This is a genomic window from Trichocoleus desertorum AS-A10 (assembly GCF_039962155.1).
In the GTDB taxonomy this organism is placed as follows: Bacteria; Cyanobacteriota; Cyanobacteriia; order FACHB-46; family FACHB-46; genus Trichocoleus.
Map to the genome: position 1 here is coordinate 21,585 of NZ_JAMPKN010000028.1, position 26,782 is coordinate 48,366.

The window sequence follows — 26,782 nt, forward strand, 5'->3', positions numbered from 1 at the left end:
TCTTCCACTTTGGGAATACAACTTTGCCGAGTGTTGGGGGCATAACTGCTCGGTGATCGATCAATACCTGAAGCATAGAGAGTTGCTGCTCTAACTTGGCGACTGCCTCCCGCCGTTGGATACTTACTTCCCAGTCGCGGTGTTTTTCACTTCTTGCCTTGTCTAGATGCTGATTTTTGTACTCAGGGTTCTTGCTGCGGAGCTTTTAGTAGATATGCTCCCCTGCGGGGACGGGACTGATCCAGATGTTAATCGGGGTTACACTACCAAGGTTGCCGATGGCTGGGATAAGTTGAAGGCGATCGCGCTCTGCTGTCACGTAAGGACTAACCATTTGATTCTGTCGATTAGGTAATGAATCGACAGAATTATATGAGACCTGCATTTTCTGTCGATAGATTGGTTTATCGACAGAACTGAGAACCCCCTCGGCCTTAGCCAGGCTCCTGCTTTAGTAGAACTTAATCTGGGGTAGATGACGATTCCTGCCAACTTGCCAATAACGGCTCACCGGACTTCAGCCTTCTACCGGGATAAAGCCGCTTGCTGCTTTCCTCAATCAACTCCAGATCTTTCAGCCGATGTACCAAATTCCGTTGCGAAACTCCTAATTCTTCCTGGATAGCTTTCAGGTGGTTCCAGTTCAACAAGTTCCGTCCTTTGCGGGCCTCCTCAATCTTGAATTGGGGCATGAGCAGGCAACTGGAAAAATATTGTGCTTGCCACTCGCGCCAATCACTTTGGGTTCTCTGGGTCGTCTGATAAAGCATCTGCTCGTCTACAGTTCGGCATAGAAAGATTTCCCTATCCATAGCTGGCGTCAGAGGAAGTTCACCCTGAAAGATGGCTCCCTCCGCTTCCGCCTGGTTGATATGTAGCACCCAGTGCCCAACCTCGTGACTTACAGTTGATTGGTAAAGCCCTTCATTAGTGTGTAAGGCTTGAAAATCCAAGTTCAATTCAATTCGCTTGTCTGTGGGATAGATTTTCGCAGCGACAATGCCGTCTTGCTCCGAGTCGAAGGACACCCAGTCAACGCAGAGGTCAAAGAAGTCAGCCGTGCGTTCAGCCAGGTTCGACCACTTCTTAGGCATAAAGTCATTGGACTGCATCGCTGCAAGGACTTTATCAGCCTGCTGTTCAATCTGTTTTTTGTTGAGTTGTCTATGCGGCTTGATCACTCCCACCTACAAGTCCTCCGGGTGCTCTTCCTGTTGTGCCTCTTGCAAAATTCGCTGTGCGATCGCAGGGTTATCACGAATTGTTCTGAGTAGAACTGGCATTTGCTTTTGATGCGTTTTTGCTAAGTCTTGTACCACCTTTGCGTCTTCCGCTGTAATTCGCCCTGCCAGGTAGCTGAGTTCTTCAGCATCCAGCTCAAGATGGTGAGCCAGTGCCCGAAGCACATCTTCCTTTGGAGGATAATCGGCGCGATCGTTTTCCAGCTTGGACAGATAGGTGTAATCAACGTCAACGAAACCTGCAAGCTCTCGTTGGCTGTAACCCTTGCTCCGCCGAGCTTCTCGAAGCCGTTTACCAAAGGTTTGATCCACCATAACCTCTCTTCCTACAGATCGATCATACCGGGGGTTGACGACAGAAATCAACATCAATTATCTTATAGCAGATAGTTGACGAGAAAAATCAACACTAAAAAACACTTTACTTAGCGTTCGTCCTGTTTGAAGCCGCTATATATGGAGTGCACTAGTAAATATTTACTAAAAATTTTGTCCCATTTGATGTAAGCAGTTTTTCTGTTGTGAGGAGACCAGCTGAATGCAGACTGTTTGGAAACCATTTTTCAGTTACAACCTCTGGGCCCTGTTTGAGCCAGCAATCGGTCAGGAACAGCGGCACTGCCCGATGAAGCGGGGTTTTCTGAAAGCTCGTGCCAAAGAACTAGAGGTTGCCCCGCTGATTCAGCAGGAAACGGTCTATCAGGAGATCGGGTTGCTGGCGCAACAGGGAATTTACGAATTTCATCAGGACGTACATTGCCTAATTGGTGACCATGGTGTGAACCGAGTGTCAGCAGTCTTGGGTTTAGAAAACAGAAGTCAGGAGGTTCGCAATCGTGTCACCCAAGTCCTGGCTAACTATCAGGTGACTCCAATTCTGCTGGGCAAAAACATTCTGAAACTGAGCCGAGGAGATGAAGGATTTCCTGAGCCAATCTTGCTACGTTCGGGCAATCAAGAGTGTAATCTCTTTGCTGCAATCGACTGTATTTTTGTTGAACCGGACGGTACGCTCCACATTCTAGACTTCAAAACTGGCAAATCAGACTTCGATCGCCGCCAAGCCTATGTCTACCTGCTGGCCGCCAAGTATCTCTACCCCAACCAGGAGGCGATCGCCTCTTTCTATAACCTGGAATCCCAAACCTGGTCAGATCCAATTTGTGCATCGTCAGTGCAATTGCAAGTGTTGGAGATGGATCTATTCCGGTTCGCCCAGCAACATCAGAACGACTTGCAGCGCTACAGGCGTAAATTAGCATCGTTTGAGGAAATCTTTCCGCCCCATCCCGGCTACCAGTGCCAGACCTGCCAGTTCCAATCCGTTTGTCAATTTACCATTTAGTGGAGCGTCTACCCATGATTGCATTAGCCACTCAACCCCCTGTTCAGGATAAAAATTGCCTGAGCGAGATTTTTGTCCTGGGTCACACCGACCTAAATCTGGTTAGCTTTCGGCTGTCTCCGCTTACAGACCGTGAGGATGGGTTGCGGCTGAGTTACCGTTTTTCACGTTACTTTCCAAACGTCATCGTCGTTTGGAAGAACGGTCTTTTTTATGCCCTAGCGAATCAGGAGCAAACCCTACCAACGGATGCAGAATGGGCGGGGGCACTGGAGTACATCCACCGTGAGATTTATGAACCATCCGATCCAGAGTGGCGATTTCAGCGATCGCGAAATCCGCAGGTGACTCCAGACATCATTGCCGCCTTTGCAGAACAGATTTTGGATGTCAGCCAACCATTTCGACCCAAGACTGTATATTCGGAGCAGAACATTGAGGTCAAGCGAAGAGCAGACTTTGGGGCAGAGATGGTCGAAATCAATCAAATGCCTCATCCTGCGATCGCGTTATCTCCCCACAGCCGCATTACGTTTCAAGGGACATTGGATGGTTTTTTGGCGAATCACCCCTACCGCCAGAACCCTGAGCGGTTACTGGTCAGTTTGAAAGTTGAAACCCTGGACACCGATAGCACTGCGACGATCGAAGAGATTGTTGGAACGATTGCGGAACATCGTACATCTCTACTCACAAAAGCTAGTGGCGCTATCAGCCGTAAAGCGTTGGAGGAAGCTCCGGCAGAGCAACCAGTGGTGGCTGTACGCTTTGGGCAAAACAGCAAACGCCTCTACCCCTATGCAATGGCGGCATTGCGACCCTGCGTCACTGCCGAAACCGCAAATCAGTTAGACATTGATTTTGGCACTCTGCTGGAGCAAACCAAAATACCGTATGCAGATCGTCAGCAACTTCTGAAGGAATACAGTGCAGCTGCAAAGGAAGCGCTGCGACCCTACAACATTCAATTCCTCAAAGCGATTAACGGCAGAGACAACGGGAACTTGTTCTGGCTACCAGAGCACCCAATCGAGCAAACACCGATTCAATTTGGACAGGGTGTGACAGGACTCTACAACGGCATCTTGCGTGGATTGGCAAATGGGGGAGTTTATCAGCGGCACCGGGACTATCAAAATGCTTCAGAAAGACCTATTCGGCTCGTGGTGCTCAATCTGCTCAAGCCTGAAGCACAGGTTAATGGGTTTATGCAGCAGGTGCGGCAGCAACTCGACCGCTACAAGTTTCCCAGCTTAGAACTCAACCCCAGCACCGAAGCCATTTCGGTGGACAACTGGAACAGTCCAGAGGGTCGAGCGACCCTAGAGGACAAACTGGATGAGTTGATGACGATCAAGCCGGACATCATGTTTGTATTTCTACCTCAGAGCGATCGCGGTTCTGATGATGACGAGAGCGGTAGCCTCTACCATCGCATTTACTCAAAGCTGCTGCGCCGCCAGATCGCTAGTCAGTTCATCTATGAGGAGACGCTTCGGAAAGAAACTCGATACGTTTTGAATCAGGTGATGCTGGGAGTGCTAGCGAAATTAGGGAACGTTCCTTTCGTTCTAGCAGAGCCCTTGCAGGTTGCCGATGTGTTTATTGGGCTAGACGTAGCGCGTTCCAAGAAGCGGCGGTTGTCGGGCAGCATGAATGCCTGTGCTGGAGTCTGCTTGTACGGTAATCGAGGAGAATTTATTCGGGCAAAGTCGGAAGATGCTGCGATTGAGGGAGAAGAAATTCCGCAACGGTTTCTGGAGGCACTGCTACCAGCCGGTGCATTGAGAGGGAAAACAGTTCTAATTTACCGAGATGGACGTTTTTGCGGCGATGAGGTTACTCACCTATTGAACTGGGCAGCGGCAATCCAATCGCGGTTCATCCTGGTTGAGTGTCGTAAGTCAGGTACGTCAAGGCTTTATAACCTTCCGCGATCAAACTCTGACCGGGGACGTAGCATTGCGGCTCCGACTCGCGGACTTGGATTGAAACTCTCTAGCCATGAAGCCATTCTGGTCACGACCCAGGTCAGTGGCAGAATTGGGGTTCCTCGTCCCATTCGCCTAACAGTTCGCTCTGAAGGGCATCCAGCATCGATCGAGCAGATCATGGATGCCACTTTGAAGCTGACCCTACTCCATCATGGTGCTCTGAAGCCGCCCCGCTTGCCGATGTTGTTGCATGGTGCTGATCGGTTGGCGGATTTGCGCCTGAATGGTGTCTATGTGCCTGAGTGCGATCGCCAATTTTGGCTCTAGTCCGCAACATTAACCTTTGACTCAGGCTAGAAAGTTAGTTGTGGCTTTTTATGGACTATTCGTTGGTATCGATCGTTATGCTTCGTCTAGCATCTCTTGGTTGAATTGTGAAAAGCGTGATGCAATAGCACTACATGCCTTGTTTGCTGATGCATTTGGTGGTGTCGCGTACCACAATAACTGACACCGACCCTGCGTTAAAATAGCGCGGAATTTCCCCCAGAAACTTTTGGTCAAATATTGTGGGATTTTGAAAAGTTGAGTGATACAAGCCTCTAATTCTTGTACAGCAAGGTTTAAACTTTTTTAGTGGTCGTTTATCACGGAATTTCGGTCATTTATTGAGGAACGTGACACCCAGACGCTGTAAGGCTTTTCAATATTTCTACTGTTATCCGAAGATAGCTGTTGGGTACTGTATGAAAGTAAACCTGTACTAGGAGACTTTATGATTTTCGTTGTTCGCAAGGATGTTAATGGTGAGTGGAGATGGAGACTAAGGGTAGGCAACAATAAAAACGTTGCTGTATCTGGGGAAGGCTACAAAAATAAGAGTGATTGTCTACACGCTATCCAGATAGTCAAAGGAGCCGAAAGCGCCCGTGTACTTAGCGTTTAAGCTGACAAATGAACGCTCAAAATACCAGCGTTGAACTGAAATATGCTGTGAGCACATACTCTTTCTTCTGTCAACACAAAATATGTAAAGACTGCTAGAATGAAGATAAGTAGAGAACTCGGTTCAACACTGGAACTGTTGTGGCTAAAAAGTTAGAGCGAATAGTCTTGATTAGCTAGGTCGGGTAACAGGGATACAAGTCAACACCAATACAAGGAGGTGATACAAGGATGACAACAAGATCTCGACTTTTGGGGATTGGTAGAGAAGCCAAAAAGAAGCTCAAAGGCAAACGTATCAGCAATCTGAGCGATCTAAGGTTTGCACTGTCGCAATATAGAACTAGCAAAAAGAAAGCTAGCGAAGCCGCCAAGCTACTTCGAAACCCTAGAACACCCAAGAAGTACAGACCGTCTCTCGCCATAACCGTGGGCAATCGTCGAAAGCCGATGCTACTAGGCGTTTACTGGGCAGATTGACGGTTAGCTCTCCTCTAGTTAGCTCTAGAGTCTGTGTAGTTTAGTTCAACACCACTGATTAGAGGCACCTATGCTGTTAGGAGACTTGAGAGACCCCGGTTTATCCGGGGTCTCTTCTCATATCTAGGTCTCAACCCTTCCACCCTCCCGCCTCCAAATCGCACGACGAAATCTCGAAAAACCCCTAAAATTTAAAGATTTATCGTGTAAACAACCTTCTCACAGTAAGCGCTCCAGCGGTTTTTTGCGAAAAAACCCGCTTAAGGTGGGGTGCCAGGGTATCGGCAATTTTTTAACAACCAAAAACCGCTGGCTGCTTCACCAACTGTCGTGTTCCGCGATCGTGTCAGCGAGGTTAGGTGTCAGAGTACTGAGAGAACCTCAAGCCCAAAAGCGGCAAAGAGCGGCCAGTTCAGAGTTGGATAACATCTACGATCTTACGTTTTCTTTTGTGACGGTGGTTGTGGCCCGGAAGGAGTTGGTGGAGTTGATGATGAGCATCAATCTCGTCTTTGCGTTCCTGCATAATCTTTTCAATCACTCTTTGATTGGTGGTGAAGTTCTTCAAACCATTAATGGTGATAGCCCACTTGAGGTCATGAAGCTGGTTGGGAAGATTGTTGTGTTGCACGATCGCATCGATCGCTCGGTTGACGATCGCATCAGCCTCGCCAGTTTTGTATTTACGAGATTTGCTTTCGCCGCTAGCTTCCTCCGCAGTATCTATAGTCTGGTCAGGGAGCGCAGGTTGCGTTATTGAAACTTGCTCTGGTACTGGTGTCGGGAGTGTCGTTGGACTGGTTAACGCGATCGCCTTTTGCTCTATTGGCTGCTGAATCTGAGGTGGTTGAGCCTGGAGTTGAAACTGAACGAACTGAGCCATAACATCAATCAACTTGTTGAGTTTAGATTCCAATCCGTTAGCTGTTGGCTGCTCCAGAGACAAATTGCTTATGGGTTCAGTGGATTGGATTGGCTGATTAACTTCGCTTTCCTCGATCAGTTCTGGTGCAGCCTCAGTGGTTTTGAAAGTGGCAGCGATCGCCTGTGTCGCTTCTGGTTCATCGGTAGTAGTGATCTCTTCCGTTTCTACTAGAGCGATCGCCTTGGTAGGTTCAGCCTCCGTTGCCTCATCAACTGCCGCTTCTTCTTCAGCCAATGCAGCTTTTGCAGATAATTGCTGGAGAGACCAAGCGACCCAAGCGGGCATCTTGTCGGGTTGGATTTTGCCGTCAAAGTGTTCAAGGATTGAGGCGATCGCAGGTTGGTCGTCTTTCCAGATTCTCAGGCTCGTGCGCTGCTGGCGCTGGTGTTCCCTAGTTTGAGTGTTATCTACTCGATCCTGAAACGGAGCAATCGGTTGAATACCACCCAAGCCTAACTTAATGCCCTTGCGTTTGCCCGCGTACTGAGCAATCACAGAGTCTGCAATCTCAAAATCAGCGTAGTGACGAGAAGCTGCTAGCGATCGCCTGAGTTCTGGATTGTGCTCATCGAGTACGGCGTAGTGACCTTGAATCGCCGCTCTAAACTCCACTGGGTCTACGCGAGGCGGACAGTACCAGAAGGTGGCGATCGTAGCGTAGACGGCGCGGAACAAGTGGGTATAGAGATTACCTCCCGCTCTGGGAGGGACGAGGTCCGAGAAGTGGCGATCGCACGCGGCAGCGACAGCGGGACCAAAGCGAGCATTGACCTCTTTGGCTGGTAGCTCCAGTGCCTCCGGTAACTCCCGTCTAATCTTGGCTAAAGCCTTGCAGACCTTCTCCGAGGTCGTCAGCGTGGGAATCTCGAAACTGAGGGTTTGTGTTTCTCCCCCACGTTTGAGTGCCCCAGTAAAGACCACACTCCAGCGCGTCTTCGGTTCAAACTTAGCTGTTGAGAGCAGCTCACTCGATCGCCTGCCTGTCAGTACCGCCAGAGCCGCAGCCACCTCTGACCACTCCGGTGACTCCAGCAAGCGAACAGCCGTCGCCACGATACCATCAGGATTGTGCAACGGCTTGACATCTTCATTGCGTTCTGAGACCGATCGCTGCTTTTCATCATTGAGCTGAGTGTATTTCTCCGTCGAGAACTTGATAGAGTCGAGCGAGAAATGATCCTCTCCCAAGTGGTCTTTAATCGCCCTACGAGTTTGGTCCATCAAACTCTGCTGTTGGTTGAGGGCTTGAGCCCCGCGATCGGACCACTCTTGCCGCATGCGGGTAACTAGTTGTTCAGCCTTGGTCCTGTTCTGAGGAACATCAGCTGGGGTGGCCTACCTGCTTAGGTCAACCAATCTCTAAACCATCCGAGAAACCATCGGAGTTACTTAACGAGCTGAAAACGCTTTATCCCAGCGATCGCGGATCGGTTCAAGCAAAAAGGACAAGATTGTCTTCTGTCGCATGACAGTTTCAGCAGTAGCTGCCATACCCGGTGTTAGCAGTATGTCTTCGCCTTGTAATCGCACAAATTGCTGCTCCAGTTGAATGTAAATAATGCAGGAGTGACTTTGGGTTGTAGGAGTTGAAGAGCGATCGCTAGAGTGAAGAGATAAAGAGTGCAGCCTCTAGTTCTATGCCGCCCACTTCAATGAAACTTGACCTGCACATCACTGATGTTCATTTTTGGACATCAAAAGTCTGTGAATTAAATTGACCACGGTAGTGGTTTCTGGATGTGATGCATAGCGAATGGGTATCAGATGTGTTTTGCCATTCTGCTTTCTACGAACGAGTTTCAAGAATTGAGCGTCTATCATTGTCATTCCTCCTGCATACACTGCCTGTGGAAACCATCGAAGTGTTTGAATCTCATCCAGTGAATACTCAGTCTTGTTGCGCCAGCAAAGGCAGGTAGACTCTATTGCTAAAAGATTGCTCTTACGGTCGAAGGTAAATGTTCTGGTTGGCAACCAAGAGCCAAACGTTAGCAGAACACCAAGAGCAGCTGGAAATAAAAATAGTCCCACGGCAGTGAAGTAAACTAGTGGAGGATGTGTTGTTGAATCGTATAAGGATTTTAGGAGCGACTCTTTCACGCCAAGCTTTGTCCACATCTCCAAGGTTGAAATAAACAAGAAGTAGACAGCAACGTAAAGAAAAACGACTAGCATCGCAACATCACAAGTACTCCTTTGTTCCTTGATGATGATGCGACTGGGTGTTGCTTCTAGAACTTTCAACATCGTGTTAGGAACCTGATTGACTGACAGATTTTCTCGAGTCTGAGCGTTAGGCTGTACTGAGACAAGGGTCTAGAGGAATGGCACAATCAACAGTCGTGCATCTGAAGTAGAGCGGTCGTTGTTTTGCGGTTTGAGGTTTAGATGGAATGCAAGGAACGGAGTCCAGAGCACATTTGAAAGCCACGGTAGTTGGAAGCAACCAGCCTTGAACCAGAGCTTTACGAATCCAATGCCAACCAATCTTGAAATAGCTGTTGCCTTTAAACCAATGCGGGTTAACTTGACGTCGCTGGCCGGTTTCTATAACGGTCGTGCCAACACTGGCTAAGTAGAGCGTGGCAACGGCGAGCACAAAGCATAAGCGCGAGAACATCGAGGCACAACGAATGTGAGAGCATTCGAGTTGAAACCTGTTGGATTTATCATCCAAAAAGTTTTCTTCAATTTCGGGAGCAGGTGCAGAAGGTGAGGGAGAGGGAGGTGCAGCAGGAAGACGGGAAGTAGGTGACATAGATTTGACTGATTTGTGTGGTAACTTACCAGCCTAAATTAATCCCTGCTTCCCTCCTAGCTCTTGTTTCAACCTTATCCTGTTTTGTCAGTCAATCAGGTTAGGGTGGTAGTGTTCTTACTCAACAAAAGATTTATCTGTCTTTGCAGTCCCAGATCACGTAGCGTTCCTTATTTCCGGCCTTAATGGACGTAATCTGACAACGAGATTTTCTACCTAGTCTTACCCCAACTCCAACTGGAGTTTCTGCATTCTTCAGGTCTTGATATGCTCTATTTGTGTATTTTCTAATTGTTCTCTCTGCTCTTGTCCGAAAATCGTCATTAGGTCGGGCGGTCGCTGGTGTAGGTGTCCCCAACGTAAGTCCGCTTGTGGCTAAAGCAAGCGCTACACAAAGTGCACGGGCAACTCGTTCTTTAACTTTGTTCATGAGACAATCTCTCCTCTTTTTCTGATGTAGTGAAATTGGTTAACAGCGATGTGAGCTTCTATCTGGGTATCAGGTAGACTCCTAGAACTTGTGCATTTATTAGTTACAATTCTTTATGTTCAAGTCATTAGCAACAGCTGATCGCAACCCACGAAGAAGCCATAGTTATGACCAGGAACTGGTTGAGTTCTGGATCAGACTCGTATCCTGGTAATGAGTTGGCGATCGCCACCAACAAGATTTATGTAAACTCAGTAGATCTCAAATTCATCGCAGAGCAGGCAAGTAAATCGTACTCACTGCTGGAAAATGGCGCTCGACAGCTTGAGGGAGAAACTCTAGCCTGCATTATTCATGAGGAGTAGCAAAGGAGGGCAAATGAGGTGAGATTCAAAAAACAACCGAGACTTCTAGGATGCAGGTGCTAGCAAGAAGCTTAAATGGAGCCCGAAACGGCTAAAACAGCGATGCTGGAAGGCAAATAGATACACGACTCCTATTGAGGGTCAGACATTAGCCTAATTCCAGCGCTGTGGAGTTCAACAAACGTTGGACAATCTGCTTGAGTTCATGAGCAAAGGGAGAGTAGGCAGCTAACTCCACCAGGATGCGTCGGACAGAAACCGTCACCCTAGCCCCCCCTTTGATTAACATCGAACGCAAACGTTCGACTTGAGCTGTAGCAAACTGAGTGCCCTTAGCCGCATGACGAATGGTCAGCATCAGGATGTAAGCAGCTTGAGCCAGCAGCAGTCAAAACTGATTAGCCACAAAGGTATGGCAACTGAGGCGGTCGGCTTGAATGCCCAGCTTGAGTTCTTTGATGCGATGCTCACTGTCTGCTCCTCGTTTGACATAGAAGGAGTCATATAACGATTGTGCAGGTAGCTCCAGATTGGTGAGTACAAAGCGGGGGTTGGCTCCTTGGGGCAGCCATTCTGCCTTCATCACCAAGCGTTGTGGGTAGTCCCAAGTGGATGCTGCGTAATATACATCATCAAACAAGCGTGCCTTTTGTTGGATTTGATGAAACTGTAAGCGAGCCCGTTCCAACAAATCTGTCATTTTGCGTTGAGTGACCTCATTGCGAGGAAACCCGATGGCATAGCCCACTCCAGGAGACTGTAAATTAGATTGTGTCACAGGTCAGAAATAAGATCTAATGAACTACTGAACCTGGGACAACACTCCTATGACTTTTCCTTCTGAAATCCTCGATGAACTGCTCAAAGGCTACCAGAGTCCCGAAGACCTGTTGGGCGAAGGTGGCATCCTTAAACAACTGACCAAAGCTTTGGTTGAACGCTGCTTGGAAGGTGAAATGAAAACTCACCTAGAGCAGCAACGTGCTGAACCTGCTCCTATGTCTACAAAGAATCGCCGTAACAGACACAGCAAGAAGACGATCAAGGGCGAGTTTGGCGAGGCGGAGATTGCTATTCCACGCGACAGAACGAGTGAATTTGAACCGCAGATCGTCAAAAAAGGGCAGACCCGCTTTGACGGGTTTGATGACAAAATCCTGTCCCTATACGCTAGGGGCATGAGCGTCCGCGACATCCAGGCACAACTACAAGACCTGTACGGGGTAGAAGTGTCAGCTGGTTTAATTTCTAATGTCACTGATGCCGTGGAAGAGGAGCGCAAGCTCTGGCAGAATCGCACGCTCGACTCGGTGTACCCAATTGTCTACTTTGATGCTTTGGTCGTTAAGGTCAGGCAGGATGGGCGAGTGATCAACAAAGCCATTCACTTAGCGTTAGGCGTCAACCTATCGGGGACAAAGGAGTTGCTGGGGCTGTGGATGACCCCAAACGAGTCTGCCAAGTTCTGGCTCTCCGTGCTCACCGAATTGCAGAACCGAGGATTGAAGGACATTCTGATTGCTTGTGTTGATGGTCTGACCGGCTTTCCTGATGCCATTGAGGCGGTCTTTCCCAAAACAACCGTGCAATTGTGCATCGTTCACATGGTCAGAAATTCCCTCTCCTATGTCTCTTACAAAGATCGCAAAGCTGTTGCCGCTGACCTGCGCCTGATTTATACGGCTGCCACGGAAACTGAGGCAGAGCAACGCCTGCTTGAGTTTGCCGAGAAGTGGGACCAGCAGTATCCGACCATCAGCAAGTCTTGGGTGAAACACTGGCAACGAATTATCCCGTTCTTTGCTTTCCCACCAGAGATTCGTAAAGCTATCTACACTACCAATGCAGTTGAATCAATGAATATGACTCTCAGAAAAGTTCTGAAAAACCACCGTGCTTTTCCGACGGATATAAAGCGTCAATTAGATTGGCTGGTCACGTCAATTACAAATTCTGCTCACCAAATAATTGTCGTCTACGTCGCGTCAATTATGCGGCCAGCTAAAAGCCTTTCAAAGCAAGCAATTCAGGTTAATTGTTGTCGTGATTTTCATGACGCGATCGCTGGTAGGAAAGAGCAGGATTTGTAATGGTGAGCAGCCAATCATAATTGTCATTTCACACCCCCACGAGATACGCAACCAGTGCATCAAGAAGAGGCAGAATCCTTTACTGGTAGACAATTGATGAAATCGACTAGCCTCGGTGAAATGCCAAAAAGCTGAACCGAGACCTGTAGAGTTTGAGATGCGCTCTGATTGCGCTTTAACCGTTCTGCCCAAGCCAATCGCCGATGAGCGCGTTGGCTACGGGTCAGGTACGAAGTGACTGGTTGCAGAGGTTGAGGCTCCAGAGGCTTCGGTTCGATTTGAGCTTGATGTTGCCGGAGATGCTCACGAATCTCTCGACGCAAGCGGCTAGCGGGAATATCGGTCCAGATCAACGCTTGAGTCCCCTGAAGCGTCTGAATCGGAGCTTGAGCAATGACGGTGATCTCAGGCTCTAGTGCTAGCGTTGGCATGGGAGGTAACTTCGCCCGCATCACTGAGATGCGTCTCCCATTGGTGCCTTTCGAGTCATCGGACAAACAATGCTGCTTCACGGGACAAGTGGCACAGAGGCGCGGATTGACGCTGAAGATCATTTGCATATCGCCGCGACGAGTATAGCGAATTTCGCGTCGTCCCATGCGATGGCCTGTGGGACATTCTACGAACTGGTCCTCAATGATTTTGAAGTCTTTGCCTGCATACTTATGGCGGCTTTTTGCCCACCCATCTGCAACCGTCATGGTTCCATAGCAAGGTGTGGAACTATCACCTGCTTTGGGAGTAGGCACTGCAGGTTGAGGCCCTGCTCCATCAGCAGCAGCAATCTCAGGCGTGAGGTCAGACAAAGCAGGAGACCACTCCGTTTGACGCCCACACCCCTCAGGAGACTGCGCGGCTCCGGCTCGAATTCGCCAGTTCCAGACCCATTGGTTCAAAATCTGCCAAAAGCTCTGCCCTTGTGCCTGCCAACTACAGCATCGGTCACCATCTTGCTCTGAATCTTCTTGGGACAGCGTTTGCTCAAATCCGCCGCGACCATTGTAGAGATTCAGTACATCCGTTGCACTAAATTGCTCAATCGGAAGTGAAGTCAAGAATAGTTCATGAATGTACTTGCCCTGACATTTGCCCACTGCCCGTTTGCGCTGGTCGAATCGCTCCATTCGTACCACGACGAGTCGCATCGGTTCGTGATAGCCACGCCGAGTCGAATCAAGACAAGGAATGTCAAACAGTTCTCGTGAATGTGGGCTATCGGGATATGCAATCGTGGCATGAGGAGCTTGTTTCAGCGTTGCTTGCACGATGGGCTCATTCAACAAATGGTAGTCCCGGCAGCGAATTGCATAAGCAATCTTGGCTTGCTGAATTGGACTGACATAGCTGGCACTGCCGTAGAGTCCATCGAGCCTGAGAATGCCATGAACTACAGCTAAGCCTTGAGTTTGAAGATAGCGTTTCACTAGCTCACAAGCCCGAGCTAGATCCGCTTTATGGGTGCCATTTCCAGGAGCTGCAAAGGTACCCAACCATTCGTGGGTATGAGCACAGGCAACCGTACTGCGAGTGCGAACTTGATCGCCTCGTTTGCGCCCACCATAGCCTGGAGCATAAGCATGGCGACTTCGTCGCCTTAACTCAGGATGCGTCGATGCCGTTATGAGAGCACGGCGTCGGGTCGCCTTGACCGTTCCATCGACATCAAAGACGACCCAACGTCTTCCGATGCGGTCAGTGAGTCCCATTGCGGCTGCCATCTCAATCGGATGTTCCAGTAAATCTGCCTCAAATAAGCTGCGCAATTGTTCTACCGCAGATTCATCGACAGCTGCCAGAAAACGGCTCAAGGTTGCTGCCGCTGGACACTGGGCTCGTTTCCACACTGACATCAGCACCGGCTTGATGCTCTCTAGCTGCTCGAAAAATAACTTTAATGTTTCCACGCCACTGACTGCATAAGCTAAGAGTAGTAGCACGAAGTCACACACCTCATAGCGTCCCATGCGTCCACGACTGACCCGAACTTGTTGCTGTAGACGTGCTAGCAATCCGCTTTGATGCCAATATTGACCTACCAGTAATGCCTCGGCTAACCAAGTTGGAATCACAGGGTTCGATTGTTCAGTCGTCGTGATTTCTAACCCTGCTAGAGTAAAGCTCAGTTTGTGGTCTGACATCGGGAACTGCCTCCTTGCAGTCTGGCGCGATGTCTTTTTCTAGCGCACTCAGAAGCTTGAGAATTCCTTTTATACCTTGCTTCTAGCGTTTCTCTTTGCACTGGTTGCGTATCTCGTGGGCACACTCTGCTTTGGGGCGACCTCTGCGGCTACGTTTGGGGCAAAACCAACGAACGCATCGAAGTGCCAATGACTAACGAACGCCAGAAGCAGACGTACTATGGAGCGCTGAATATCTTGAGCCAAGAGTTTGTTGTGAAAGCTTTTGAGCGAGCGAATTCCGAGGCCACGATTGCCTTCTTGCAAATGCTCCTGGCTGAGCATCCCCAGTCGCGCATTGCCTTGATTTGGGATGGGGCGAGTTATCACCGTTCTCAAGTGCTCAAGGACTATCTAGTTGCCCCTGAAAAACCTCATCTATCCTTTAGAATCAAGGCTTTCAGCCTCTAAAATACATTGTGAAATTGCAAGAAAACGCTCACCTCCTTGCAAAATCTAGAGAAAACAAGAGTTTCCAGAGAACCTCAAAGCCGCATTTTTCCGTGATGCGCTTGCTTGCCCCGCGCGAAATTGACGGCTGAACCCCTTCTACCATGCTGCTTGGTGTCTGAGTGCCTAAAAAATTATGGGGTTTTTCAGGGACGACTATCTAGCCTCAGTCAATCAGGGCTTAGCTGGTCCGAATGGAAAATTACCTGCATTCGGTTTGCTCCCAATGACCCTCGGCAAAACCCAGTGGAGGACGTTTGGTTACAGGCAAAGCGATGGATTCGAGAGTTCTATCACCTGTGTCATTCGTTCTCAACGGTAAAGTGGTTATTTGAGTTCGTCACCCATCGTCAGACCTTTAATTTTTCGAAGATCTTTATGTATGGTGCATTTTCATGACTCTCTTAGGATTGCTATATCCGGGGGTATTGTGGGTTCAAATATTTAATCTCTGTGGATTCCGGTGCCATTAACGAATCCTCTCAGCCCCCAATACATTGTGTTTGCAGCACTCCTACACCGTTTCGTCGGGTTGTAGTTTTTGCACCATGATAGGGCATCCTGGCGGAGCTGCCTGTCACAACGATCCCAAGCTAGCTTGTCGCTACCAGCTCTTTCGTCGCAAGCATCATGATTAGTACATGCTTCATGAAAGTCATAAATCCCAGGTACTCGGTCAGGGAACCAAGAGCATTCACCATCTCCAACGTTTCTATGCTTGGCAAGCACTGGTGCAGGGTTTGCTAGGGTAAGCCCGCCTGCAGCTATAGCAACCGCTGCGAAGATCGCGGAGGTAATTTTATGTTTAAGCTCTTTATTGTGTTCTGTTACCTTGTTACTAGTACGTATATTCATAAGTTCTGCAATCTCCTTTGATGAACTTGTGAGCTTCTATCTGGGTATCAGGTAGACTCTAAGGACTTGTTCATTTTTAGTTACAATTTGTTACATTAAAGTCATTATTAGCAGCTGCTTGCAGCACAAGGAAAAAGCTATAGCTATGACCAGGAAATAGTTGAACATTGGGTCAAATCTGTATTCCGGTCATAGAGCATATCTGTAAATTTGCTAGCGTATCAGGACTCGAAGCCTATCTTGCTGTTCAAATCTTTGGCAGACGTTGGCAATTTCCTCTCTACCCCAACCTCGCCAACGGTGAAAGCTAATGTATTGGCCTATGCTTCTACCAACTTGATTGTTGTAGAGGTCCATTGCCTTGTGACGTGACGGTCCCTGCCTCCGCCAATTCCCAGGTTCGCCCACGTATGCCTCGTGAGCATCTGTAAACGCCTTCGTATGTAGTGGACCGATGACAGAAGTTGCTAAACCGCTCCAGTAACAATGCTTAAAGGCATTGTTGCGTGTATCGTCAATGTCAGCTCCGTAACGCTTTATTGTTTCTTCATTTGCCTGCTTACGGGCAATATCAATAACCTGAGCCGCTGCTGGACCATAAATTTTTATCGCCCACTGCTCTGCTGGATTCGCGTTTTTAAGCGCTTCTCTGGCTCGTTCTCTAAGATTTTGGGGTCTATGTTGCTTGTTATTTCCTTTTACCGCAAATATATGTTGGCTATTTGGATAACGTACAAACGAGTAGCCGCTCGTTTGTGCTTCAACTGGAGTTGTGAAGGGAAAAAGTGACACTCCCACAATTAATAATTTAAGAAGTTTATTCTCCATTACCAATTTTCTCCTTCAGTTAACTAGCTGAAAAGTTTTTTATACTGGGTTATAGAAGACTTGAGTTGTAAAAGCCAAAGCAGGCTTTAAAGGAAGCAGAGCAAAAATTTTACAACGTTACCAACTCGCGAACTTCTATCTGGGTATCAGGTAGACTCCTAGAACTTGTGCATTTCTTAGTTGCAATTCTTTATATCTAAGTCATTAGTAACAGCTGATCGCAACATGGGAAGAAGCCATAGTCATGACTAGGAACTGGTTGAGTTCTGAATCAGACTCGTATCCTAGTAATGAATTGGCGATCGCCACCAACAAGATTTATGTAAACTATCCAAAAGTCCGCAACAAACCTCACGCATTGAACCGATATAACAAGAGGATGAGTTGACGGTTCAGCGCAACTCTTGGAAATTCAGAGGAGAGGGGTGCATGACAATTATCTGGAAGTTTTCCACACATCCCAGACTCAAAGACAGTAATGGGCGTCCGGGCGTCTATTGGGTATCTGACCGTGAATTAGAAACAAATATTAGAACTCTGTGTCAGTCAGATAAGAACGCTGATGCAGAATATTGGGCGCGATTGTTTCTGAACACTTTTGACTCAGACCCACTGGCCCTTAGACATATGTCTACTTACTTGGAAAAACTCGGCTATCGCGCAGCCAATGAAGTTTATAGAAAGGTGAGCAATTTTCAGCAACATACTCAACTTAGATACAACCAGCATGATATCTGGCAGATAGCTTGGTCGTTCTCTAGCACTCCAGACATTTTTTTTAGCAACTTTAACTCTCAGCTTGCCTTAGAAAACTATGCCTATAGAAAAATTAAAGGGAAAATCAATGATGAAATTGTTCGCAATTTAGGAATGGAGAAGAGGCGTTCGGACTGGGGGTTATTGAGGTATGGTACTCGAACATATCTACAAGAAGCTTTGCAAAATCAAGGGTATAAGCAACCGCAGCTTGACTGCTACTTATTAACCTGGGACAGTTTCAAGGAAATTTACGCGCCCCAACGAGCAACTGGTAGCAGCTCCCTTCCAGCACCGACAGATGAACAATTGGATACAATGGCAAATCTGTATAACAAGTTGGTACAGTCTCCTCAAGTAGCTGCTCTGGGCAAGGCTAATCAAGCGAAGATTGAAACTTGGCTCCATGAATGCATTCAGGCGTTAAGAACGTATCAAACGAAACACCTTATCTCCCTCGACGCCCCTACAGGAGGGAAAGAAGATTCTCCTGTCTTATCTGAGACCATTCCCGATGCTGCATCTGAATCTCAGTGGGAGCAAATTGAAATTCAGGAGCCTACTTTTGCCCTAACAGCTATTTTGACAGAATTACTAACACGGATAGACCCAAACACTGATAACTGCCTGCTATTGAGGCACGGTTTTGACTTAGACTATCGCTCAATTGCTCCTATCTTTGACATTTATTACACGACAGTTCGTAACCGCTACAATCAAGCAACGCAGCAATTGCTGAGGCAAGTGGCTCAATGGGCGCAAGAAAAGCTAAGTGTTATTCCTGACTCAGAAAGTCTCAATGAGATGCACATCGCACTGCAAGAGTATCTGAAAAAGTATTATGAAAATTTAATTTTTCAGTCAGTGTTTCGGACTGCATGGCAGCAGCTTGATGACCAACACCGAAAGATACTGCACCTACATTATTTTAGGCAGACGGATGTTTCAGAGATCGCCCGCCAGTTACAACTTTGTGAATTGGAAGTAAGTAACAAAGTTGTAACTGGCAGAGAAGAATTAGCAATAGCTATTAGGGAATGGATTCAAAACCGCTTAAATATTCTCCCAGATTTACTGAATCCACTCACTGACAAAATTGTAATCCTTGTACAAAGATTGATTGCTAATTTCCCCGATCCTGATTTCGTTTAGCGTGGAGGAGTAAAAATGTCAGACATTCTATCAGCACTCACAACCCTTTATCCAGACCAAGTATGGCTAGAACTTTCACCTCTTCAACTTGAGCAAACAGAATTATCACAACAGGAATATTCTTATGACGTAGCTCGCTGGACTGCATTCAAAAACTGCTTGGCTCTGGATGCCTTTTTAGCTTGGCTCAAAGCAGAATCGTTTGTATCAGACCAGCCTGAGGTGTGGCCCAGCCGAGATGATTTATCCAGTATCTGGGAGATGGTGAATGGCACAGCGATTCAGCTAGGAGAAACCCGAATTGTACTGATTCCTCACGAGGGGATCGACATCAACGAGTTTGAAGTACAAGCTGAATGGGTAGATATTCCCAGTTGGGTAGCAGATTATTACTTGGCAGTACAAGTAAATCCTGATGACTGTTGGTTGCGTATTTGGGGATACGCTACCCATAAGAAGTTGAAGCAGGCGGGACAATATAACAGGATTAGGCGCACTTACTCACTTGAGCGAGAAGAGTTGATTGAAGACGTGAATGTGATGTGGGTAGCACGGGAACTCGGTTGCGATCGCAAGGCAGTGGTTAAGCCTCTGCCGACTTTGTCACCAGCACAAGCAGAAAGGTTGTTAAAGCAACTGAGCCAGAAAACTTCCTATTCTCCCCGACTGGAAGTTCCGTTTGAGAATTGGGGATCGCTGTTGGCATTAGATGAATGGAGGCAAGCGCTATACAACCGACGATGTATGATTTCGGCAATTGCATCCAGCAAGCAGCAGGTGAACTTAAGCCGCTGGCTACAGAAGACCTTTGAAGCGGGTTGGCAGACTCTAGAAACACTACTCTCAACAGAAAGCCTCAATCTTGCTATTGCTAGAAGTATTGAGCAGTTTCGCAAAATCGAAGCTCCTCATTCAGGCAGTAGTGTGAGCGCAGGTAAACTGATCGACATGGGACTACGGCTGGGAGATCAGCGAGTAGTTCTAATTGTGGCGATTACACCTGCATTGGATAAAGAAGTAAACATTCGCGTGCGGGTTTGTCCTACTGACAGTCAAACTTATCTACCACCAGGCCTGCAATTAACCGCATGTGATCCATTTGGCGCTACTTCCCCAGAATTAGAGGCGAGTGCGAGAAGTGATGATAACTGGATACAGCTGGAGTTTAGCGGTGAACTGGGAGAAAACTTTAGCATTAAAGTAACATTAGAAGGTGTTAGCGTCGCCGAAAATTTTGTGATTTGATTGCATCACTGCTCACTGGGAGGCAGCAATGAGGAAGCGGGTCATCCTCACACTGATTAAGGGCAGCTTTGAGCAAGGATTTCCAGCCATTCTACGTATTAGGGAGGGTAGCACTCTTCATGAGACTGAAACCTTAGGTAGATTGCCTCCTGCACTTAACATTTTACGAGTATTCAATAGTTGGCAAGCAGCTTACGACCAGTGGCAGTCTACCTATCGCATCAGACCAAACCCAGGTCAAGTGACTAACTTTTCCTGCCGTGAGATAGCTTCATTAGGTTCGCAGTTAGCAGATGCCTTAAACAACTGGCTCAATTCAGACTCTAGAGAGTGGCAAAAAATTCGCGATCAATTTCAGCGTTCTTTGAGCGAAACTGATGAAATTCAGTTCATCATTCAAACTGAAGACATACAACTACGGCAACTGCCTTGGCATTTGTGGGATTTATTTTCTGAACACTACACAAAGGCGGAAATTGCTTTGAGTGCGCCAAAGTACCAACCGCCACCACTCCCAAATCCTACTAATAAAGTAAAAATCTTGGCAATTCTGGGCGATAGTACAGGCATTAATGTAGAGCAAGATAGAGCTATCTTACAAAAGGAATTACCAGGCGCAGAAATAAGGTTTCTCACACAGCCTGAACTTAAGCCTTTAAATGATTCCCTTTGGGAGCAACAATGGGACATTCTTTTCTTTGCTGGGCACAGTTCTAGTCAAGCAGACGGCAGTACAGGTCAAATCTATATCAATCAAGACGATAGCTTATCGCTTAGAGATTTAAGAAATGCTTTGAGAAAAGCAATTTCTAGAGGTTTACAACTGGCAATTTTCAATTCCTGTGATGGCTTGGGGTTAGCACAAGAACTAGCTGATTTGAATATTCCACAAATCATCGTTATGCGAAAGCCTGTGCCTGATTTTGTAGCACAGGAGTTTTTGCGGCATTTTCTAAAAGTCTTTGCCTCTGGTAAGTCTTTGTATCTAGCGGTACGGGAAGCACGGGAAAGATTGCAAGGTTTGGAAAATCAATTTCCTTGTGCTAGCTGGCTACCAGTGATTTGCCAGAATCCGACTAAAGAGCCACTGACTTGGCAAGGGCTGCACGCTAGATCCATCCGCCAATGTTGGTTGCCCCTGCTTCAACAAGCAATCGTTTTCCTACTGCCTATTTTGATTCTCTCTGGGACTGAACCTAACAGCAAAGAAGCTAAGGAACAAGTTGATCTTATTTATCAAGAAGTTCTTGGTCGAGATGCTAAACCTGCCGTCATAGCTGGGCACGTCAATGACTTAACAAAAGGTAGGACGCTGAGTGAAATCCGAAGCCAAACCGCTAACAGCGAAGAAGCTAAGAATAAGATTAACAGTATCTATCAAGAAGTCCTTGGCCGAGATGCTGAGCCTTATGAACAAAAGTCTCAGATGGATCTTTTAGCAGAAGAAGCAACATTAAGTTCGATTCGTGCTGGTATTACCAGAACTTCCTCACTTCTGCAAAATGGTAATGTTATTTCATTAGAATGTCTGGGACATCTTCCTGGTTCAAAAATTTTAGATGGCAGAGCAGGAAATGTACCTGTAGCATTAACCGCTTTGATAGATGGGCAGTCTACAGGCACAAAATGGAAAGTCCATGTAATTAATGATGGAGTTATAGCGCTAGAAAATCAGGGTAAAATTCCTGGTTCAACATGGTTAAATGGTTTAACATATGCCAAGGCTGTTAATTTAGCTCCTAACACAAAACATCCACATACAGGTACAAAATGGAAAATTCATATAATTAGTGATGGAGTTATAGCGTTGGAAAACCAAGGTCATGTTCCTGGTTCAACCTGGTTAGATGGTGAAACAGGAGAAGGAAAAGTTAAATTAGTCTCGTATCCAAACCCAGGGTTTACAGGTACAAGATGGAGAGTGGCGTTGCTAAAAGAGTAATGCTGAGTTTGGCATAATGGAGAGTATGAAATGTCCTCAATGTCATTCCACTCAAATCACTAAAAATGGGCATCGCCGAGGCAGCTATGCATTGCCATTATGCATTGTCGCATCTGTCTTCATAAATAGAATATAGCCTTACGAGTACACCTTAAGACATTGCTTGAAGGCAGCATCTACACAATCACGAAAGTTGGCAAACTCATCCCATCGCTGTCGCATCCAATTCTTGAGCACAAACCACCAATGCTCAATCGGGTTCAAGTCTGGAGAATAAGGTGGCAGATACCAAAGCTCACAGCCTGCTGCTGCCACAACTTCCTCAATGCTCTGGGAATGATGAAAGCTAGCATTGTCCAGCACAACCACATCCCCGGGTTGCAGTTGCGGCACTAAGCACTCCTCTAACCACATCTCAAACAAGCCTCGGTTGCAAGACCCTTCAAAGGTCATAGGGGCAAACAAGTATCCTGCTTTCAAGGCAGCAATCCAACTGACTCGCTCGGTTCGCTTGCCCGACTTGAGGGCGTAGAAGCGTTCTCCCACTTTGCAATAACCATAGGGATAATCGAGCCGATTATCGATGCCTGCTTCATCGACATAGACAATCTGATGGGGTCGCTTGCGCTTCAATCGCTCCGCAAACTCCCGACGCTTGAGTTCGTCGCGTTCTCGGTAGCCGTACGTCTTTTTTTGCGGCTCAACTCCAGCTTCCTCAGCGCATCACTGATGTTCTGCTGCGTCACATTATCTCCCCACAACTGGGCCATTTCGCGTTGGGTCTTGCCTCCATGCTTGCGGACAAACTCCTCAAAGCGTTTCCAGTCCGTGATTTTATGCCGACAGCCCTGCTGGAAATGGGTAATGGCTTGATAATCCCCAGTTTCCTCTCGCCGCTTCAGCCACAGGTCTAGGGTGTTGCGACTGATATTAAACATCCGACAGACATCACTTTTGCCTTCTCCACTCTGAAAAGCTTCAATCGCTTTTTGCCGCAGGTCATAGCTGTAAGGGGCAGGCATAGTTGTTCCCAACGCTTCTCTCCCTCTAGAATAGCGTCCTAATGCAGCTACGTAGGGCTATAAAAGTCAAAGAGCTTGCATGATTTGAGATTGAGCGATCGCCCTCTTTCTCTCTCCTCCTGTCGCTTAACATTAGGGAGACAAGGAAGATAGGGGAGCAGGAGGGATTGCAAGTGTTGGGATTGTCAACTGTGCTGTTTCAAGATGATGATTTCATTGGAGCGATCGCGATCACTGCAATGAATTCTGGTTGCTTACTGCTCAGTGGCAAACACTCCAGGGGTAATGCGTGAATTGGGTTCCCAGAAATTTGATTGATGTGGAGGAGCCGCGCTCACGACAGCGCTGAACTCAGCCGTAGACAACCCTACAGTAGACTCGTGAAGCACTTCCTCACTACCCATAAAACCTCCAACATCTCCGCTGGGGATCTTTAGCGATGAGACGTAAGTAGGTCGGGGGATTCTAGAGTATTTGTCAACGCATCAGCAATAATTGCGCTAGCTGTGGCATCTGGGATGTTCCCCGCAAACGAAACCGAAGCGATGGTGTCGCGTTCGGCGCTATCTGTCGCTGATCCTACGCTATCTGTCGTGTAGTTTTAGGGACTGAAATGCTTACACAGCGTAAATTCGAGCGATGTAGTATGGCAAGTGATGAGCGTGCCACTCTGAGTGTCGAGATTTTATAGCCGAGGTGTTCCACGATAAATGTCGCCTCTCCTAGCTTTAGGGAGGCTGATGGCGAGCGCTTCTCACCCCTCTTCCTTTCCGGGTTGTGGCTACCTCCAGTCCACGATCGCCATCGGCCTCCAGAAGATTCCAAACCTCAAACCTCGTTCCCCTGTTACATTACTTCTCACTCAAAGCCTCACCACGTCACCAATTTTGCGTTTTCTTTTGTGACGGTGGTTGTGGCCTGGGAGGAGTTGGTGAAGTTGGTGATGAGCATCAATCTCGGCTTTGCGTTCCTGCATAATGCGTTCAATGACCCTTTGGTTGGTGCTGAAGTTCTTCAATCCGTTAATGGTGATGGCCCACTTGAGGTCATGGAGCTGGTTGGGGAGGTTGTTGTGAGCCATGATGGCATCAATGGCTTGGTTAGCGATCGCATCAGCTTCGCCAGTTTTGTATCTACGAGGTTTGCTTGCCTCAGCTTCTCTCTCTGCAGTATCCCTATCCTGGATAGCGATCGCGGGTTGAGATATTGCCTCCATCTCTGGTGCTGTGGCCCTTGGCCCTGAATTTGATTGAGCGATCGCGTTTTGCTCCGTTGCCTGCTGAGTCTGTGGTGTTTGAGCCTGGAGTTGAAACTGAACGAACTGAGCCATAACATCAATGAGCTTGTCGAGTTTAGATTCCAATCCATCTGCTGTTGGCTGCTCCAAAGACAAATTGTTTATGGATTCAGCAGATTGGATTGGTTGACTAACTTCACTTTCCTTTAAAGGCTCTAGTGCAGTCTCGATCGCCTGGGCCATTTCTGTTTCATCCTCATCGGTGCTCTCTTCTGTCCCTGCTATCGCGATCGCCTCGCTTAGTTCCACCTCAGTTGCCTCACCAACCATCGCTTCTTCTAACCCAGCCGCTGTCGCTGTCGCGGCCAACTGTTGAAGAGACCAAGCGACCCAAGCGGACATTTTATCGGGTTGGAGTTTGCCGTCAAAGTGCTCAAGGATCTGAGCGATCGCGGGTTGGTCGTCTTTCCAGATACGCAAGCTCGTGCGCTGCTGACGCTGGCGTTCTCTGGTTGGAGTGTCATCCACCCTATCCTGAAACGGAGCAATGGGTTGAATTCCACCCAAGCCCAACTTAATGCCCTTACGCTTACCTGCGTACTGAGCAATGATCGAGTCCGCAATCTCAAAATCCGCGTAGTGACGAGAGGCAGCGAGCGATCGCCTGAGTTCTGGGTTGTGTTCATCGAGCACGGCATAATGGCCTTGAATGGCGGCTCTAAACTCCACTGGGTCTACTTTGGGAGGACAGTACCAAAAGGTAGCGATCGTGGCGTAGACCGCGCGGAACAAGTGGGTGTAGAGGTTGCCTCCAGCTCTGGGAGGGACAAGGTCCGAGAAGTGGCGATCGCACGCCGCCGCAACAGCGGGACCAAAGCGAGCATTGACCTCTTTGGCGGGTAGCTCCTGCGTCTCCGGCAACTCGCGTCTAATCTTGGCTAACGCCTTGCACACCTTCTCCGAGGTCGTGAGCGTGGGAATCTCAAAACTGAGCGTTTGCGTTTCTCCCCCACGTTTAAGCGCCCCGGTAAAGACCACACTCCAGCGCGTCTTCGGTTCAAACTTCGCCGTCGAAAGTAACTCACTCGATCGCCTGCCCGTTAGTACCGCCAAAGCCGCAGCCACCTCTGACCACTCCGGCGACTCTAGCAAGCGAACAGCGGTCGCTACAATGCCATCAGGATTGTGCAAGGGCTTCACATCTTCATTGCGTTCTGAGACCGATCGCTGCTTCTCATCATTGAGTTGAGTGTATTCCTCAGTCGAGAACTTGATATAGTCGAGCGAGAAATGTTCCTCTCCTAGGTGGTCTTTAATCGCCCTACGAGTTTGGTCCATCAAACTCTGCTGTTGGTTGAGTGTTTCAGCCCCGCGATCGGACCACTCTTGGCGCATGCGAGCAGCGAGTTGTTGAGCCTTAGCCCTGCCCCGAGGAGAATCAGATAGCAGAGCGATCGCCGGGAGATAGTCATTGTCAATCAAGTTAGAGAGCCAAGCACGTTTACCCATATCCGTTCTCCAGATTGCATTGCTTATTAGTTGAATGGGCTAGAAAAGGAGACAGACACCATTTCCCAAAGAGCGGTCAGAAGTGATGTCAGAAGACTCGTCCACCAGGAGCACAAAGAGCCTGGAACCTAAAGAGATAACCTTGCCCTAGCACAGCCGCGATCGCCTGCTCAAGGCCTAACTGTGGGCTAGTAGGGAGACAGAAGAGCATCAGGTCAGCGATCGTCCGCTTAGCAGTTGATGGCTGCTTAGTGGAAAGAGGGAAGAGATTGACGCTCGCGATCGTCCGCTTAGTAGTGGGTAGCTGCCCAGGAAAAGGATAGAAGCTTGTAGAGTTTGCGATCGCCTGTTTAAGAGTCAAGTGCTGGTTTCTAGGCTGGTTTTCAGAACAATAGAAGAGGCTGAGATTAGCGATCGCCAGCTCACCCAAAGCAACTAATAAAGAGACAAAAGGAGAGAAACTCACAGCAGATTTAGAGAGTGTGGGCCTTGATAGCATGGAACTACCTCTCATTGGTAGACTATCCAATTCAATAGTTGAAGCAGCTACCTTTTTAGATTACATATTCATTCTACTTCAATCCATATTCGAAATCAATATGCAATCCATAGTTTATGCAACTCAAACCAATAAGTTAGGCGGTCAGATGGGCGATCGGACTAAATAAGTTAATTGCTGTAAACCTAACCCTGCAACACTTTAACTAACCTCACCAACACAAATCCATAGCCAACTCAATTGATTTGGATTGCTTATATCTATATCTTTTAGAACGAATTGGATAAGCTAATCCATAACAAATTCAAATGAATATGGATAATTAGATTGGATATTTTCATAATTTGATATGGATATCTAATGAATCGGATTGGAATAAAAGGGCGATCGGCCTATGTCAACCAATAGCTAAAAAGGCTGAAACCCATACACAGAGGCAATTACAAGGATTCTACAAAGGTGCGATCGCCCTCACCCCAAGAAGCAATCCAATCCAATTCATAACATATTCAAATGGATTGGGTAATATTTGAATTGCTTATAGGAAGCGATCGCTAGTAGGGTGGGAAGCGAAGCAGTTCAGAACTGCTTCGCTTC

At 47.7% G+C, this 26,782-nt stretch carries 21 protein-coding genes and 2 pseudogenes; 9 read left to right on the forward strand and 14 right to left on the reverse strand.

From position 1 onward, the window contains the following. Positions 1-205 precede the first annotated feature (205 nt). From NDA01_RS23655 to NDA01_RS23665, 3 genes are all read right to left on the reverse strand, one after another. Positions 206-334, reverse strand: coding sequence for a hypothetical protein (locus tag NDA01_RS23655; protein WP_348229921.1), 129 nt, complete (start codon positions 332-334; stop codon positions 206-208). Between the two features lie 127 nt (positions 335-461). Continuing rightward, the gene (locus NDA01_RS23660; protein WP_348229922.1) at positions 462-1,187 is read right to left on the reverse strand and encodes an ImmA/IrrE family metallo-endopeptidase; all 726 of its coding nucleotides are present in this window, start codon (positions 1,185-1,187) and stop codon (positions 462-464) included. Beyond that, positions 1,188-1,556 (reverse strand): helix-turn-helix domain-containing protein, encoded by a 369-nt coding sequence (locus tag NDA01_RS23665; protein WP_348229923.1) that lies wholly within the window; start codon positions 1,554-1,556, stop codon positions 1,188-1,190. It abuts the gene before it with no gap. Positions 1,557-1,779: 223 nt separating this feature from the next. On the opposite strand from NDA01_RS23665, the gene NDA01_RS23670 reads away from it, so the two are divergent. The 3 genes from NDA01_RS23670 to NDA01_RS23680 all read left to right on the forward strand — a co-directional run bounded on the left by NDA01_RS23670 (position 1,780) and on the right by NDA01_RS23680 (position 5,466). Continuing rightward, positions 1,780-2,586 (forward strand): PD-(D/E)XK nuclease family protein, encoded by an 807-nt coding sequence (locus NDA01_RS23670; protein ID WP_348229924.1) that lies wholly within the window; start codon positions 1,780-1,782, stop codon positions 2,584-2,586. A 14-nt stretch (positions 2,587-2,600) separates the two neighbouring features. After that, the gene (locus NDA01_RS23675; protein WP_348229925.1) at positions 2,601-4,847 is read left to right on the forward strand and encodes a Piwi domain-containing protein; all 2,247 of its coding nucleotides are present in this window, start codon (positions 2,601-2,603) and stop codon (positions 4,845-4,847) included. A gap of 448 nt (positions 4,848-5,295) precedes the next feature. Then, positions 5,296-5,466, forward strand: a complete 171-nt coding sequence (locus tag NDA01_RS23680; RefSeq protein WP_348229926.1) for a YegP family protein — start codon at positions 5,296-5,298, stop codon at positions 5,464-5,466. 891 nt (positions 5,467-6,357) lie between these two features. Here NDA01_RS23680 and NDA01_RS23685 read toward each other — a convergent pair. The 4 genes from NDA01_RS23685 to NDA01_RS23700 all read right to left on the reverse strand — a co-directional run bounded on the left by NDA01_RS23685 (position 6,358) and on the right by NDA01_RS23700 (position 9,628). Next, positions 6,358-8,148: a protelomerase family protein gene (locus NDA01_RS23685; RefSeq protein WP_348229927.1), complete on the reverse strand. Its 1,791-nt coding sequence runs from the start codon at positions 8,146-8,148 to the stop codon at positions 6,358-6,360. Positions 8,149-8,259: 111 nt separating this feature from the next. Then, positions 8,260-8,400, reverse strand: a complete 141-nt coding sequence (locus NDA01_RS23690) for a hypothetical protein (protein WP_348229928.1) — start codon at positions 8,398-8,400, stop codon at positions 8,260-8,262. A 141-nt stretch (positions 8,401-8,541) separates the two neighbouring features. Beyond that, a complete protein-coding gene (locus NDA01_RS23695) occupies positions 8,542-9,117 on the reverse strand; it encodes a hypothetical protein (RefSeq protein WP_348229929.1) in 576 nt (191 codons plus the stop codon). Positions 9,118-9,163: 46 nt separating this feature from the next. After that, positions 9,164-9,628, reverse strand: coding sequence for a hypothetical protein (locus NDA01_RS23700; protein ID WP_348229930.1), 465 nt, complete (start codon positions 9,626-9,628; stop codon positions 9,164-9,166). A 597-nt stretch (positions 9,629-10,225) separates the two neighbouring features. On the opposite strand from NDA01_RS23700, the gene NDA01_RS23705 reads away from it, so the two are divergent. Further along, positions 10,226-10,423 carry a hypothetical protein gene (locus NDA01_RS23705; RefSeq protein WP_348229931.1) on the forward strand — a complete coding sequence of 66 codons (198 nt, stop codon included), beginning with the start codon at positions 10,226-10,228 and terminating at the stop codon, positions 10,421-10,423. A gap of 148 nt (positions 10,424-10,571) precedes the next feature. Here the strand turns inward: NDA01_RS23705 and NDA01_RS23710 are convergent. Next, positions 10,572-11,183 (reverse strand): annotated as a pseudogene (locus NDA01_RS23710) (transposase); the annotation flags it as partial. A 67-nt stretch (positions 11,184-11,250) separates the two neighbouring features. Here NDA01_RS23710 and NDA01_RS23715 point away from each other — a divergent pair. Further along, positions 11,251-12,333: pseudogene (locus NDA01_RS23715) on the forward strand (IS256 family transposase); the annotation flags it as partial. 239 nt (positions 12,334-12,572) lie between these two features. On the opposite strand, the gene NDA01_RS23720 reads toward NDA01_RS23715, so the two are convergent. Then, positions 12,573-14,651 (reverse strand): transposase, encoded by a 2,079-nt coding sequence (locus tag NDA01_RS23720; RefSeq protein ID WP_348229933.1) that lies wholly within the window; start codon positions 14,649-14,651, stop codon positions 12,573-12,575. Between the two features lie 126 nt (positions 14,652-14,777). Here NDA01_RS23720 and NDA01_RS23725 point away from each other — a divergent pair, with 126 nt between their 5' ends. Further along, positions 14,778-15,101, forward strand: coding sequence for a transposase (locus NDA01_RS23725; protein WP_431193507.1), 324 nt, complete (start codon positions 14,778-14,780; stop codon positions 15,099-15,101). A gap of 1,107 nt (positions 15,102-16,208) precedes the next feature. On the opposite strand, the gene NDA01_RS23735 is transcribed toward NDA01_RS23725, so the two are convergent. Continuing rightward, positions 16,209-16,823, reverse strand: coding sequence for a DUF6973 domain-containing protein (locus tag NDA01_RS23735; RefSeq protein WP_348229934.1), 615 nt, complete (start codon positions 16,821-16,823; stop codon positions 16,209-16,211). Positions 16,824-17,252: 429 nt separating this feature from the next. Here NDA01_RS23735 and NDA01_RS23740 point away from each other — a divergent pair, with 429 nt between their 5' ends. Genes NDA01_RS23740 through NDA01_RS23750 form a run of 3 tightly spaced genes read left to right on the forward strand, consistent with a single transcriptional unit; the run spans position 17,253 to position 21,918 of the window. Then, positions 17,253-18,731: a hypothetical protein gene (locus NDA01_RS23740; RefSeq protein WP_348229935.1), complete on the forward strand. Its 1,479-nt coding sequence runs from the start codon at positions 17,253-17,255 to the stop codon at positions 18,729-18,731. Positions 18,732-18,746: 15 nt separating this feature from the next. Continuing rightward, positions 18,747-19,976 carry a DUF1822 family protein gene (locus tag NDA01_RS23745; RefSeq protein WP_348229936.1) on the forward strand — a complete coding sequence of 410 codons (1,230 nt, stop codon included), beginning with the start codon at positions 18,747-18,749 and terminating at the stop codon, positions 19,974-19,976. 28 nt (positions 19,977-20,004) lie between these two features. Then, complete coding sequence (locus NDA01_RS23750) at positions 20,005-21,918, forward strand: CHAT domain-containing protein (protein WP_348229937.1); 1,914 nt, start codon at positions 20,005-20,007, stop codon at positions 21,916-21,918. A 138-nt stretch (positions 21,919-22,056) separates the two neighbouring features. Here the strand turns inward: NDA01_RS23750 and NDA01_RS23755 are convergent. The 4 genes from NDA01_RS23755 to NDA01_RS23770 all read right to left on the reverse strand — a co-directional run bounded on the left by NDA01_RS23755 (position 22,057) and on the right by NDA01_RS23770 (position 26,185). Then, a protein-coding gene (locus tag NDA01_RS23755; RefSeq protein WP_348229941.1) for an IS630 family transposase occupies positions 22,057-22,940 on the reverse strand; the annotation gives its coding sequence in 2 pieces (ribosomal slippage) (positions 22,057-22,611 and positions 22,614-22,940; 882 coding nt in all). A 254-nt stretch (positions 22,941-23,194) separates the two neighbouring features. After that, complete coding sequence (locus NDA01_RS23760) at positions 23,195-23,344, reverse strand: hypothetical protein (protein ID WP_348229938.1); 150 nt, start codon at positions 23,342-23,344, stop codon at positions 23,195-23,197. 458 nt (positions 23,345-23,802) lie between these two features. After that, positions 23,803-25,686, reverse strand: a complete 1,884-nt coding sequence (locus NDA01_RS23765) for a protelomerase family protein (protein ID WP_348229939.1) — start codon at positions 25,684-25,686, stop codon at positions 23,803-23,805. 88 nt (positions 25,687-25,774) lie between these two features. Further along, the gene (locus tag NDA01_RS23770; protein WP_348229940.1) at positions 25,775-26,185 is read right to left on the reverse strand and encodes a hypothetical protein; all 411 of its coding nucleotides are present in this window, start codon (positions 26,183-26,185) and stop codon (positions 25,775-25,777) included. Positions 26,186-26,782: the final 597 nt, after the last annotated feature.